Source organism: Anabaenopsis arnoldii (genome assembly GCF_028331025.1).
Taxonomy (GTDB): Bacteria; Cyanobacteriota; Cyanobacteriia; order Cyanobacteriales; family Nostocaceae; genus Anabaenopsis; species Anabaenopsis arnoldii.
The window spans coordinates 1-13,668 of the sequence record NZ_JAQMUH010000084.1; the positions used below are offsets into that span (position 1 = coordinate 1).

The window sequence follows — 13,668 nt, forward strand, 5'->3', positions numbered from 1 at the left end:
CAGATAATTAAAGGATGGTGTAATTACTACTCATCAGTAGTAAGTAAAGAAATCTTCAATAGTATCTCTAATCAGGTTTATCAACGATTGTACAGATGGGCAAAGCGCCGACACCCCAATAAAGCTGATAAATGGATAACCAATAAGTATTGGCATACCATTGGAGGTAATAACTGGGAATTTGCAGTTAAGACGGAGGATAAATTCATCAAACTGTATAGACACCCAGAAACTCCTATTGTACGTCATGTTAAGGTTAAAAGCAATGCCTCACCATTTGACGGTAATTGGGTATATTGGAGTTCAAGAATGACAAACCATCCTGAAGCCAATAAAAGAGTAGCGACCCTACTTAAAAGGCAAAAGGGTAAATGTCCAGAATGTGGGCATTACTTTAAGGACGGTGATGTAATGGAAGTAGACCACATCCTACCCATCTCCAAAGGTGGAAAAGATGAATATAAAAACCTACAACTATTACACAGACATTGCCACGACAGAAAGACAGCCAGTGATGGAAGTCTTGCAGGTATTCATGACAAGAACCATATCATTGAGGAGCCGTATGAGGCGAAAGTCTCACGTACGGTTTTGTAGACGAGTCGGTTGGGTGACTGACCGGCTTAGTTTAATAATCAGAAAATTTAGGGATGACAGATAGCTGAAACTGTTCCCTGTTCCCTACCCCCACGAAAAGACTTTCTGAGCTAGTCCTAAGTAAAACAAAACCCTGGGAACAATAAAGTAACCAGGGTCTTATTTATCTTTGATGTGGTGGCGGGAAGTGGATTTGAACCACTGACCTTCGGGTTATGAGCCCGACGAGCTACCAGGCTGCTCTATCCCGCGTCGCTTCTTGACCTTTACAGTATAACCATAAAGCCAGAAGTTTGTCAACTATAAAAATGATAATTCTCCAATGACTTCTAAACGCTTGTATTTACCCAAAATCATAAACTGCTCACTCAGACTTTGGGCGGCGCTGGGACTAATCCAACCCATTTGTTGCAGTAGGTGAATAGCCACGGCATATTTAGCGCGTTTTGCCCCATCCATGACCTTAATAGTTAGCCCCATACCTTCCCCCAGCCTGCCGATACATTGCACTCCTTCGGCACCTGACTTACTGATGAGTTCGCCGGGGGCTAAACCCATGAGTTCGGTGTCAAATTCCCCTACACCGGCTACCATGGCGGGGTGATGAGTCATAGCCCGGACAATGCGCTCCATATCGACATTGCTACTAGAAGCCAACAGAGCATATAAGGAGGCCATTTGACTGATTTGCATTAAATAGGTGGGAGCGCCGCAGTCATCATGGGCGCTGAGGAACTCCTCGGCCGGCATACGTAGCAGTTCGGCGACTTTGCCTAAAACCAGCTGCTGTACGGGGTGCTTACGTTCTAAGTAGTTGTGTAAAGGCCAATGGCGTTGTTGACAAACAGCTAACATCCCGGCGTGTTTACCGGAGCAGTTATATTCTAGGGGGCTATTTTTACCTTCAGGTTGGGGACATTGGAGAGATTGGGGGTCAAGGTCAGCGCGCCAGAGAACATTAAAGACTTGTCTGACCTGTTGGATGGTTCCCTTGTGGGAACTGGTAATTATAGCCAAATCCCGATCGCTCAGATTATAGCGTTCTAGGGTGCCTGTAGTAGTAACTGCCAGTGCTTGAAAAGGTTTGAGTGCGGAGCGGACAAAGGCGGTAGTTTCAGAGTTACCAGCCACAGACAGCACCCGTCCCCGTTCATCGCAGACAACAGCCTGGACTATATGGCGAGATTCGACAATTCCTTCCCGTAGGAGACGGACTTCCAGAGGTATGGCTTGAGTGCGTTTTCCCATTGTCATGGGTGAAAATTTATTACCTTTTGTGATGAATTAGATGATTTAATTGTTAGTCATTGGTAACTTACCAATGACCAGATAAAGATTTATGAGAATTGCCAAACTATAGTACCAATAGCAAACATTCCCGCCAAGACAGCGGCAGTAAATGTTAACCGCTGGAGAATAGGCTTAATTTCGTAGGAGACAATTAAGCGATCGCGCATAATTACCTCTTGGGGCTTAGTCCAAGTTTGGCCATCATACCACCCCGACTCTTCATAAAACACAGTGGGATTATAGAGGCGATCGCGAATATAAAGCCAGCCCAAGAACAACCGAACCAGCACCAAAATCACCCCCACACTAGCACCTGCGGAACCACAGAGGAGAAAATGGGCCAGATGTTTATGTGGGGGGAAACTAGCCGCGGCCACTGGACCTGCCACCAACCAAGACAAACTCCAAATCCCCACCAGCCTTGTGATATAATCGCGCCTATTCAAGATACAATCACAAAATAGCCAAGATGTTTTTAACTGTTCATATTCATTGAGCGGTTGTTGCTCGATAGGAACTGGACAATAAGAAACCGAAGGCCTAATCATGTTAGCTAACCCCCACCCTGTTGAGAACTTGTCAGAGAAACGTGTTCTGCATGACCCCAGAATGCTTCTAAATTATAAAATTCCCTCTCTGTAGGCATCATGACATGAACAATCACCTCACCGTAATCGAGCAGCACCCAACTAGCATCAACCTTACCCTCACTGTGGAGAGGTAGCCTTTGCCAATCAGCCTTTACCTGAGCCTCAATAGCATTGGCGATCGCCCTGACCTGTACGCGAGAATAACCGGTCATGATCACAAAGTAATCAGCCAGATAAGAGACATCTGCCACCCTAAGAACTAAGATATCACCCGCCTTACGTTCCTCAGCAGCAGCGGCGATAGTCGCCGCCAAATCTTCACTCACCTCTTTGGTTTCAGCCTTAAGTCCCCGGATTGCACTTTTGATCTGGGAAACGGACTGTAATGGTAAATTTCCTTGGAAATAATCAGACATTAAACCTCAGGTGTTTTGTCCATTGTGTTACAATTCTACCCAATCACCGACCTACTTGCCAACAAACTGCCTGGCAAGTGTGATGTGTTGGTTTTTTTGCATCCTAACAAAAAAACGGGGTTTCTGGTTTAAAATGCACATTAACAGAGCTAACCAGTGATCAGGCCAATCATCACTGAAATAGCTATACTCCAAAGTATACTGAATTTTTCTAGGGCTGGATTTTATGACATCCTACGCAACCTCCTTTGCTAGAGCAGAAATGGGCGAACTGCGGCGCTTAAAAGGCTTACTACCGCCGGAATTACAAAGCTGGGTGACAGTTGAAGGAACAACCGAAGTTAACCCACCCCTAATCCGCTGTGAAGAAATTAGTAAAGACCAAGTAGAAATTCAAATTGACTTGGTGAAATGGGATGCTCTAGCAATGGATCAGCGCAATCTATTGTTTTGGCACGAAGTAGCGCGGATTCAAAATGATACAATTCCTAAAGATGGTTGGGAAATGGCAGCATTAGCCATTGGGTTAGGCGGTGCCGTGGGTGAATTGTGGGTACAGGATGGATTATTGCTAGTATTAGCCCTAGCCCTATGTGGAGTTTCCGGGTGGCGATTATATCAAAAAAATAATGGCGAAAAGCAAATCAGAGAATTAATTGCTGCGGACGAAAAAGCGATCGCCCTAGCGACCCGTTTTGGTTATAGCTTACCCAACGCCTACAAGAGCCTAGGAAGCGCCTTAAAAACCATGATTGACACAACACCTAGTAAACGCCAACGGACTCGCTACGAAAACCGACTATCTGCCCTCAAACGCAGTGCAAATAAAGCCAAAGCCAAATCTAGAAGCAGCGACGAAGGCTGACCGTAAAAACAGGGGGGCGGCAAACTCCCCCGAAAAATTACCAAAAAATAGACGTGTAACTTACAATTGATTTAACATCTTGTGGGTTTGAGGTACAACCCTAACCTGGGGTACCAAAGGTTTAATCATAGCTTGCCATAATAAAACCTGTTGGGGAGTAGGTGCTAAGACACCCCCCAAAGGTGTCACTGGTTGTAAAAATATGGGAATATCTGGACTCACACCCGCCACCAATTCCGCCGAACGTTGCAACTCCGCCGGGTCTGTATTCTCAGAAATAATTATCTTGACAAAAACCTCAACTTGTGCATCAAAGCATAATTGTAAAAAGTTTGTATGTTCTAGCCAATAGGTTTCACCGCTGACACTAGGCAGTTTTAAATCCATACCCACAGAGTCCAGATAGGGCAAAATCATAGCCAGCTGTTCTGGGCGATGTCCTCCAGACTCCAAATATATAGGCAATTGGGTAAGGGATCGCACCGGGGGCAAAAATTCCTTTAAAAAGGCTGCATGAAGCAGGGGTTCGCCGCCAGTAAGGCTAATGCTATCGTGGAGAAAAGGTAAATTTTGCCGTTCCACCCATGCCATTAAAGTGGTGAGAGGGACAGGGTTAGAGTGAAATTCAAAGTCGCGCAATCCAGGCGATCGCTCTATGCGACAATTAACCGGTGCATTCCAAGTATGAACGCTATCGCAGAAGTGACAGCGCAAGTCACATAAAGCAAAGCGAATAAAAAGTTGACGGGTCCCAACATGAAATCCTTCCCCTTGAATAGCAGAAAAGACCTCCATCAGGCGTGCTGTAGATTTTACCGTAGTTTTAGCAGTCATGGGATATGAGTAACGCGATCGCGCTGCGTCGGCACAAAAGCGGGTATGTTTTCTTTACTTCTTGTTCTATTGTGAATCGTCGCGGGCAATATCGGCTCTAATCTTCATCAACTAACTTCTGAATCCTTCAGTCCACAGATATCAGACAAAGTTAGGTAACCTGCTAGGACAAAACAATTTTTCCCGGCCGAAATTTAGATAGAAACGAAAGTGCGGAGCCTCATGACTACCCAACTCACACAGGAAGACTTTTTAGTAACTTCCTTCCAGGAAACTGTAATAGTGCAGATACCAGCCCGGTTAAGCGTACTTGAGGCGGTTAGCTTTAAACAGACCTGTGAGGATTTAATTCAAGGAGACACCCCTCCCAAAGAGATTATTATTGATTTTGAGCAAACTACTTTTATGGATAGTAGTGGCTTAGGAGCCTTAGTCAGTAACTTCAAACAGACCCGTGTAAAAGGGATTAGTTTAACCTTGCGGAATATTACCCCCCAGGTAATGGCCGTACTCAACCTCACAGGGCTAGATCAAGTCTTTCCCATAGAGTCTAGCAGGGAAATTACAGAAGCTGAAAACCTCACACCTAACCAGCGCCTGGAACAATTACCACAGACTCATCCCTCAATAGCATCTTGGATGAAAAGATTTATAGATATTATCGGCGCAACAGTGGGTTTAGTAATTACAGGAATTTTATTTATACCCATAGTCCTAGCAATTAAACTCGATGACCCCGGACCCATCTTCTTTAGTCAAGTCCGCTGCGGTTGGATGGGAAAACAGTTTAAAATTTGGAAATTTCGCTCCATGTGCGTAGATGCAGAGGCGAAAAAATCCCAAGTTAAGAACGAAGTTGAGGGAGCATTTTTTAAGAACGAGAACGACCCCAGAATTACAAAAGTAGGTAAGTTCTTACGGCGTACCAGCCTAGATGAACTACCGCAATTTTGGAATGTCCTCCGGGGAGATATGAGCTTAGTAGGTACTAGACCACCCACACCCGACGAAGTAGAACGCTACGAAGTGCCAGAATGGCAGCGTTTAGATGTCCGACCCGGTATGACGGGAGAATGGCAAGTTAATGGAAGGTCTAAGGTACGCAGTTTTGAGGATGTGATTCGCCTAGATTTGCAGTATCAAAAAAATTGGAGCTTACTATATGATTTTAACTTAATTCTCAAAACCATCGCCATTTTATTTAATAAAAACAGTGGCGCAGCTTAAGTAACTTTACTTAGTTTAGTAGTCATATCCCCGACTTCTTCCAGAAGTCGGGGATCTAAGATATATTGCTGTAAATAACCCAGAAACACTGAATCTAAACTAAACATGACTGTATCCGCTGCTATGTTTTTAATCAGATAACGCTGAGATAATGATTGTAAGCCATTGATTAACTCTGTAGATGACAGTGATAAATTTTTCCGTAAATATTCCCTAGATACAGGTTGTTGAGATTTACTCATTCCTAAGACTATTTTCTGTTCTATAGGTGATAATCTCTGGAATAACTCAGTTAAATAAATATTCATATCTTGAGTAATTACTAGGTTATTTTCCCCTAAAAACTCCCTCACACTACCAGCAAATAAATTGCTGATTAAACCAGCAATATCGCCCAGATAAATAAAATTACCGTTATAAAGTTTGATTAGTTGTATTAATTCCTGTTCCGAATGGGATGTTAAACCCATACTTTGGAGAAAGTCTATATTATATAAACACGACAATTCCCAACACTTACTTACAGATGAACTGGGGAATAATTCCTGATTTCTACAACGAATATCTGGAGGTTGTTCTTGACTAATTAGAATTATAGTGCTTTGATGTTCTAGTTCCGTGAACATCTGAAATAACCCTTGATAATCTTGATATTGAGGTTGATATTTTCCTGCAAATTCACCGCGAGTAAATAGGGTTTGGACATCATCAAAGACAATTAAGCACTTTTGCTCGCGACATAACTGGGAAAATTGGTAGATCAGAGATTTATCTGGTAAATTAGGTGTGATAGTTCCCGAATATTCTGTAATGACTTGATGTGATAACTCATTCACGGAAGATGGATATATTTTAAGATTTCTCCAGATAATTAATTCAAATTTCTGTAAGTTGATATCAATAAACCTTTTAACTAAGGTGGTTTTCCCAGTTCCCCTTTGTCCCAATATGGCTATTAAGGGAATATGATCATTTAATGTCCAGTCTTGTAATAATTCTAGCTCTTGTTCTCTTCCGTAGAACTGGGTAACTTTTGGCGCTAGCTTTAAATCATAATAAGTTTTTATAGATTTTTCAGTGTTATCAGGTTGATTCGGTGGTTGATTTTGGGGATGAAGGGGTTTTTCATAATTAGAATACCAAGTAATATTATTATTTCCATAATTAAGAATTTGTTGAGAACAATTAGAAGAATCTCTTACTCGTTCTAAAGTCCAACAGAAATTAGATTTATTAATATTTTCTCCCAAGTGTTGAGATAAGATTTTAAATAACTTGCGACTTTCATCACCAATATAACCCTCATCATAATCATAGGTTTCTGCAATTTGTTTATAAGTTCTCCCTTTAAACACCTCTTCAATAATCTTTTTTTGTAAATCATCTAAATGCTGTTCTGTTTCAGTAAAGACTAAATTATCTACAAATTGTAAAATTTCCGTAACATTCATAAAACTTAGAGTCAGTAGCACCTGTAGGAATTATAACTTAATTCCCCAGGATATAATCAGGTTTTTTCAGGTATTTAGTTAATATTTTTTAATATAACGTCAGATAATATCAGGTATTTTCTACTATAGCAAAAAACGATTTAAGTATAAAAAGGGTTAATCAGGGTTAAACCAAGCAAAGCAGCATACCACAGAAACATCATGGTTAATCAACTTTATTATGGAGATAATTTAGAAGTTTTAAGACGCTATATAAAAGATGAGTCTGTTGATTTGTGTTATATTGACCCGCCTTTTAATTCTAAACGCAATTACAATCAAATTTACAATAATATTGGCTCAGAAGATAAAGCCCAAGCTCAAGCATTTATAGATACATGGGAATGGGACGACCACGCCATACATGGAATAGAGGAAATTATTACTAATTACCATGGTTTATTTACTCAGCAATGTATTGATTTAATTACTGGGTTAAGGAATGTTTTAGGGAAGGGTAGTTTACTTGCTTATTTAGTGAGTATGACTTTAAGAATCACGGAGATTCACCGGGTTTTAAAACCTACGGGTAGTTTTTACCTACACTGCGATCCTAATGCGAGTCATTATTTAAAGTTAGTATTAGATGCTGTTTTTTGTTCTCAGGGTGGTGATTTTAGAAATGAAATTATTTGGCATTATCGCAGATGGACAAACGTTCAAAGTCAATTCCAAAAAATGCATGATACTATATTATTTTATTCCAAATCTAATAACCATACATTCAACTTAACAGAAGTTGAGATGAGCGATTCCCAGCAAATAAAAGTTAAAAGGGGTTGGGATAGTAATGTAATTCATTCAGACAAGGGGAAATACTCTCAACTAATTGTATATAATCAAGACAAATATGATGCTGCGGTTAGACAAGGTAAATTAAAACCTGAAAAATATAAGAATATTATTTTTAGACAGAAACCTTTGGTTGCTTCACCAGATGTTATTATTTTACCAATCATTAATTCTCAGTCCAGAGAACGTTTAGGTTATCCTACGCAAAAACCAGAAGCACTACTAGAGAGAATCATCAAAGCGAGTTCTAACGAAAATGATATCATACTAGATGCCTATTGTGGATGTGGGACAACAGTTGCAGTCAGCCAAAGACTAGAACGCCAATGGATAGGGATTGATATTACCTATCAAAGTATTAGCTTAATCTTAAAAAGATTAGAAGATAGTTTTGGGAAGGGAGTATTAGAAACCATAAATCTGCATGGTATACCCAAAGATATAGAAAGCGCGATCGCATTAGCTAACAAAACAGACGATCGCACCCGTAAAGAATTTGAGAAATGGGCAATTTTAACTTACACTAACAACAGAGCAGTAATTAACAACAAAAAAGGTGCTGATAAAGGTGTAGATGGGATCGTTTATTTCCAAGGTAATGATCAACCTGAGAAAATGATTTTTCAAGTCAAATCAGGGAAAGTAAAATCAGGAGATATCCGAGATTTACTGGGAACAATGACCCTACAAAATGCTAGTATTGCCATATTGATAACTCTAGAACCTCCCACTAGTCAGATGCTTAAGACTGCAAAAGAGGCGGGATTTTACCAAAATAAATACATGAGCCATAGTTGTGATAAAATCCAGATTGTGACGGTGGCGGATATTCTGGAGCAGAAGCAAAGGTTAAATATCCGTTTAAGTTATGAAGTGCTTAGAAGTGCGGAGAAGCAGAAGGAAGTTAAAGTAAGTCAAACGGAGTTGGATTTATAAGAGGATGTTGGAAAATTTATGATTAGTGTATCAAATATTGTTTGACCCCACCCTAACCCTCCCCTCTTGATGGGAGGGACTTGATTTAAGGGATTAAATGGGGTAAAGATGTGATGAAAATTACGGCTGAAAACTTATGCAATAACCTCTAAAATATTGATAAAATGGAAACAGTCCTAAAATTATTTCATGGTTTATGACTGTAAAATCACCCAGCCAAGAAGATAAATTACAGCCAAGCACGGATACAAACAACATTAAAGAAAAAGTTCTCTGTGTTCACTGTCATCGGACTGCCACCAATGGCATAAAATGTAAAGGTCTATGTGTAGCTGACAGCGACTATTAAACCTGAGCAACCCGAGTCACCTGGAAGAATACCCTAATCATCCTATATAGTGGATATTTCTACAGTCCCATGACAGAGATTAACTCGGAACTAAAACATATAGAAGAACTACGCCAGTTGTTGCAACAGGCTAGTTATGCTTATTATGTCCTAGATGCGCCCATGATGGAGGATGCTGTCTATGACCAACTATATAGAGAATTGTATGAACTAGAAACTAACTATCCTGAATTACTGACCCCAGACAGTCCCACCCAGCGCGTGGGTGAGAAACCAGCGACACATTTTACTTCTGTACGTCATCACATTCCTCTCTACAGTTTAGAGAATGCTTTCAATCTTGAGGAATTGCAAAGATGGGATAAACGCTGGCGACGACAAGCACCTCATATAATAGATGGGGTAGAATACGTTACAGAATTAAAAATTGATGGTTCAGCTTTGGCTTTAACCTATGAAAATGGGGTTTTAGTTAGGGGTGTAACTCGTGGTGATGGGGTAGTGGGTGAAGACATTACCCAAAACGTGCGGACAATTCGTTCAATTCCCTTAAAGTTACATTTTGCTGGGTCTAAAAGTTTCAACCGGGTGGAAGTCCGGGGGGAGGCGTTTTTACCTTTGGAGGTATTTCAACAAATTAACGCCGAGAGGGAAAAATCAGGAGAGAGTTTATTTGCTAACCCCCGCAACGCTGCATCTGGTACACTCAGACAATTAGACTCCCGCATTGTCGCCCAGCGACGGTTAGATTTTTTTGCTTATACCTTGCACATTTCCGGGATGGATGATGCAAGTATTGCTAATACCCAATGGGAAGCTTTAGAGTTATTGGCAACTATGGGTTTTCCTGTGAATCCCAATCATAAACTCTGTGGTTCTATGACTGAGGTAGCAGCATATTACCAATATTGGGACACAGAACGCCTATCTTTACCTTACATGACTGATGGGGTAGTAGTCAAGTTAAATTCTTTTAAGTTACAAGAACACCTAGGTTTTACCCAGAAGTTCCCCCGATGGGCTATTGCTTTAAAATATCCAGCAGAAGAAGCGCCGACTAGGGTAGAAAATATTTCTGTGAATGTGGGACGCACGGGGGCGTTAACGCCTTTGGCTGAAATGCGCCCTGTAGAATTAGCTGGGACTACGGTTTCCCGCGCTACTTTACATAATAGCGATCGCATTATGCAGTTAGATATCCGCATTGGAGATACTGTGATTGTGCGTAAAGCTGGGGAAATCATCCCGGAGGTGGTGCGGGTACTCCCAGAACTGCGTCCAGATGATGCTCAACCTTTTATTATGCCCACCCATTGCCCAGTTTGTGGTCAACCGGTGGTTAGAGAATTGGGTGAAGCGGTGACCCGCTGTGTTAATGCTTCCTGTCCCGCTATTCTCAAAGGGGGAATTGAACATTGGGTAAGTCGGGATGCTTTGGATATTAAAGGTCTGGGGGAAAAGTCAGTTTATCAACTTGTGGATAGGGGTTTGGTGGGTTCTGTCGCTGATTTATATGACTTGACAGAAAGTGATGTATGTGCATTAGAAAGAATGGGGAAAAAATCAGCAGAGAAATTAATCAAGGCGATCGCCCAATCAAAAAATCAACCCTGGTCTAGGGTACTATATGGTTTAGGTATCCGTCACGTGGGTAATGTCAATGCCCAATTATTAACTCAGAAGTACCCCACCGTAGAAAAGTTAGCCACAGCTAAACAATCGGAGATTGCTGGTATTTATGGTATTGGTGCGGAAATTGCCCAATCTGTATATCAATGGTTCAGGATTGATGCTAATCAATTGTTAATTACCCGGTTGCAATCCGCAGGGCTACAACTAGCTACCAGGGAAGAAACAAAAACAGTGACTCAGGTTAGTTCCCAATTAGCTGGTAAAATCTTAGTAATTACGGGGACATTACCAACTTTAACACGAGATAAGGCTAAAGAGTTAATTCAAGCAGCCGGGGGTAAGATAACTAATTCAGTCAGCAAAAAAACTGATTATCTGCTTGTGGGTGAAGATGCGGGTTCTAAGTTAGCAAAAGCAGAAGCTTTAGGAATTCCTCAGTTGACTGAATCCCAGTTGTTAGAGATATTACAAACTTGACACTCCCCAGCAGTTAACTTATGCATCAAAGTTCCGGTCGTTGGCGTTTAGGTTTAGGATTATCGTTATTAACAGTCTGGTTATGGGGAATCTTACCGATCGCCCTGACTATAAGTTTACGAGTTCTGGATGTCTATACTATTATATGGTTTCGCTTTTTGTTGTCCTTTGTAGTCCTAGCTGTACTGTTAGGATTGGGGGGTAAATTACCCGATTGGCAAAAATTGCGCTCTAGTTCAGGGGTATTATTAGCGATCGCCACCCTATTTTTAGGATTTAACTACCTGTTATTTATGCAAGGGTTAGCCTTCACCTCTGCGGGTAACGCTGAGGTTTTGATTCAATTAGCGCCACTATTATTAAGTTTAGGTGGTTTGGTAATTTTCCGAGAGCGTTATACAGTGCATCAATGGATAGGGGTGAGTATCCTCACTGCTGGATATATGATATTTTTCCATGAGCAACTGAGTTTAATTACAGTCCAGGGAACATATATCCTTGGTAGTGGTTTAATAGTTCTAGGATCTGCAGCATGGGCTATTTACGCCCTATGCCAAAAACAACTATTAAACTCCCTGTCCTCTGCTCAAATCATGGTGATTATATATGGGGGATGTGCTGTACTATTCACCCCCTTTGCTCAACCCGGAAAAATTGTCACCTTGAGCAGTTCCCAATTATTAGTTTTACTGTTTTGTGGTTTAAATACCCTCATCGCCTATGGTGCTTTTGCGGAATCATTACAACATTGGCCAGCATCAAGAGTTAGTGCAGTGTTAGCTATTGCCCCGATTATTACCTTAATTGCCGTTGCCACCCTATCAACAGTTTACCCTACTCTGATGCCCACAGAACATTTAACTGTAATTGGCATATTAGGCGCACTGTTAGTCGTAACTGGTTCAGTGGCGATCGCCCTAGGCAAAGGCAATTAGATTAAGGATTAATTATAATATATGAGCTTACAAAATTTGCCCCTAGAAGGGTTTCTGAATTTAAATAAACCCTATGACTGGACATCTCACGACTGCGTAGCGCGGGTACGCAAACTTCTGCGACTCAAACGTGTGGGACACGCGGGGACATTAGACCCAGCTGCGACGGGTGTTTTACCTATCGCTCTGGGTAAAGCTACCAGATTATTACAATATCTCCCAGAAAATAAAGCCTACACAGCGACCATTCGCTTAGGTGTGCAGACCACAACGGATGATTTACAGGGTGAAATCATTAGCTGTGAACCTTGTCCAGGGTTGACATTGACTCAAGTTACCACGGCATTGGCACAATTTCAAGGTAAAATTGAGCAAATCCCCCCAATTTATAGCGCCATCCAAGTTGATGGTAAACGCCTTTATGACTTAGCGCGCCAAGGTCAAACCGTGGAAGTACCTAAACGGACAGTAGAAATTTTTCACACAGAAATTTTAGATTGGCGATGGGGAGATTTTCCCGAATTGGATGTAGCGATCGCCTGTGGTAGTGGTACATATATTAGAGCCATTGCTCGTGACTTAGGCGCTATCCTAGGAACTGGTGGGACTCTTGCCGGTTTAGTACGTACTGCCAGTAGCGGTTTTAACCTGCCACATAGCCTCAGTTTCAGTGACCTAGAAACACAACTACAAACAGGGACATTTCAACCCATCTCCCCAGATGTACCTTTAGAACATTTGCCATCAGTGACATTACCCAATATACCGGCTGTAAGATGGTGTCAGGGGCAAAAAATCACCCTAAATGGGGACTTTGCCGGCATAGCCAGAGTGTACAATCAAGACACCTGCTTTCTCGGTATAGGGAAACTAGAAGATAGCCTGTTAGTACCGACCACAGTAGTCAATCCCAAGTAGCCGCATCTTTTAATACAGCCGGAATTTCACCCTGGGATAGGGGAAACTCTAACAAAGTTTCCTTGTAACCCAAATATCCAGACTCAGCAAAAGATAACAGCATTCGGCACAGAGCTAACCATACTTCTGGTTCATATTCCCAGTCACGATCACGGGAAGCTCGACCCGCAATTGAACGTAAAGAGTTTGTGAAATTATAGACAAATCTACAAAGTCACTTTACCAGGGGTAAACCTGATTGGAGTTACTCCTAACCCCTCTATCCCGTCTGCAAAAGCGTTCAGGACTGCTTTTCTTAATATGTTGTACGCCCCATTTAA

General features: G+C 41.5%; 12 protein-coding genes, 1 tRNA gene and 1 pseudogene. 7 read left to right on the forward strand and 7 right to left on the reverse strand.

Annotated features, from left to right (window positions below; all coding sequences use genetic code 11):
• On the forward strand, nucleotides 1–597 hold a 597-nt coding region (locus PN457_RS06675; RefSeq protein ID WP_271732172.1), incomplete at its 5' end, for a group II intron maturase-specific domain-containing protein.
• Nucleotides 598–772: 175 nt separating this feature from the next.
• Here the strand turns inward: PN457_RS06675 and PN457_RS06680 are convergent.
• The 4 genes from PN457_RS06680 to rsfS all read right to left on the reverse strand — a co-directional run bounded on the left by PN457_RS06680 (nucleotide 773) and on the right by rsfS (nucleotide 2,893).
• A tRNA-Met gene (locus PN457_RS06680) sits at nucleotides 773–849 on the reverse strand.
• Nucleotides 850–897: 48 nt separating this feature from the next.
• A complete protein-coding gene (locus PN457_RS06685; RefSeq protein ID WP_271732174.1) occupies nucleotides 898–1,851 on the reverse strand; it encodes an asparaginase in 954 nt (317 codons plus the stop codon).
• Nucleotides 1,852–1,934: 83 nt separating this feature from the next.
• Nucleotides 1,935–2,435 (reverse strand): CGLD27 family protein, encoded by a 501-nt coding sequence (locus PN457_RS06690; RefSeq protein WP_271732175.1) that lies wholly within the window; start codon nucleotides 2,433–2,435, stop codon nucleotides 1,935–1,937.
• Nucleotides 2,436–2,440: 5 nt separating this feature from the next.
• Nucleotides 2,441–2,893 carry a ribosome silencing factor gene (gene rsfS, locus PN457_RS06695; protein WP_271732177.1) on the reverse strand — a complete coding sequence of 151 codons (453 nt, stop codon included), beginning with the start codon at nucleotides 2,891–2,893 and terminating at the stop codon, nucleotides 2,441–2,443.
• Nucleotides 2,894–3,119: 226 nt separating this feature from the next.
• Between rsfS and PN457_RS06700 the strand changes: the two genes are divergently transcribed.
• Nucleotides 3,120–3,758, forward strand: coding sequence for a DUF3318 domain-containing protein (locus tag PN457_RS06700; protein ID WP_271732178.1), 639 nt, complete (start codon nucleotides 3,120–3,122; stop codon nucleotides 3,756–3,758).
• Between the two features lie 60 nt (nucleotides 3,759–3,818).
• On the opposite strand, the gene PN457_RS06705 is transcribed toward PN457_RS06700, so the two are convergent.
• Nucleotides 3,819–4,592: a 7-carboxy-7-deazaguanine synthase QueE gene (locus tag PN457_RS06705; RefSeq protein ID WP_271732179.1), complete on the reverse strand. Its 774-nt coding sequence runs from the start codon at nucleotides 4,590–4,592 to the stop codon at nucleotides 3,819–3,821.
• Nucleotides 4,593–4,814: 222 nt separating this feature from the next.
• On the opposite strand from PN457_RS06705, the gene PN457_RS06710 reads away from it, so the two are divergent.
• On the forward strand, nucleotides 4,815–5,819 hold the full coding sequence (locus PN457_RS06710; RefSeq protein ID WP_271732180.1) for an anti-sigma factor antagonist: 1,005 nt from the start codon (nucleotides 4,815–4,817) through the stop codon (nucleotides 5,817–5,819).
• Here PN457_RS06710 and PN457_RS06715 read toward each other — a convergent pair.
• Complete coding sequence (locus PN457_RS06715; RefSeq protein WP_271732181.1) at nucleotides 5,816–7,270, reverse strand: AAA family ATPase; 1,455 nt, start codon at nucleotides 7,268–7,270, stop codon at nucleotides 5,816–5,818. The two genes, PN457_RS06710 and PN457_RS06715, sit on opposite strands and share 4 nt — an antisense overlap.
• Before the next feature lie 201 nt (nucleotides 7,271–7,471).
• Here PN457_RS06715 and PN457_RS06720 point away from each other — a divergent pair, with 201 nt between their 5' ends.
• The 4 genes from PN457_RS06720 (at nucleotide 7,472) to truB (ending at nucleotide 13,348) form a co-directional block, all read left to right on the forward strand.
• A complete protein-coding gene (locus tag PN457_RS06720; protein WP_271732182.1) occupies nucleotides 7,472–9,037 on the forward strand; it encodes a DNA methyltransferase in 1,566 nt (521 codons plus the stop codon).
• 418 nt (nucleotides 9,038–9,455) lie between these two features.
• A complete protein-coding gene (gene ligA, locus PN457_RS06725; protein ID WP_271732183.1) occupies nucleotides 9,456–11,495 on the forward strand; it encodes an NAD-dependent DNA ligase LigA in 2,040 nt (679 codons plus the stop codon).
• Between the two features lie 20 nt (nucleotides 11,496–11,515).
• Nucleotides 11,516–12,430, forward strand: coding sequence for a DMT family transporter (locus PN457_RS06730; protein ID WP_271732184.1), 915 nt, complete (start codon nucleotides 11,516–11,518; stop codon nucleotides 12,428–12,430).
• A gap of 21 nt (nucleotides 12,431–12,451) precedes the next feature.
• On the forward strand, nucleotides 12,452–13,348 hold the full coding sequence (truB, locus tag PN457_RS06735) for a tRNA pseudouridine(55) synthase TruB (protein WP_271732185.1): 897 nt from the start codon (nucleotides 12,452–12,454) through the stop codon (nucleotides 13,346–13,348).
• Here truB and PN457_RS06740 read toward each other — a convergent pair.
• Nucleotides 13,335–13,532, reverse strand: a pseudogene (locus tag PN457_RS06740) (hypothetical protein); the annotation flags it as partial. The gene truB and the pseudogene PN457_RS06740 sit on opposite strands and share 14 nt — an antisense overlap.
• Between the last annotated feature and the right edge of the window lie 136 nt (nucleotides 13,533–13,668).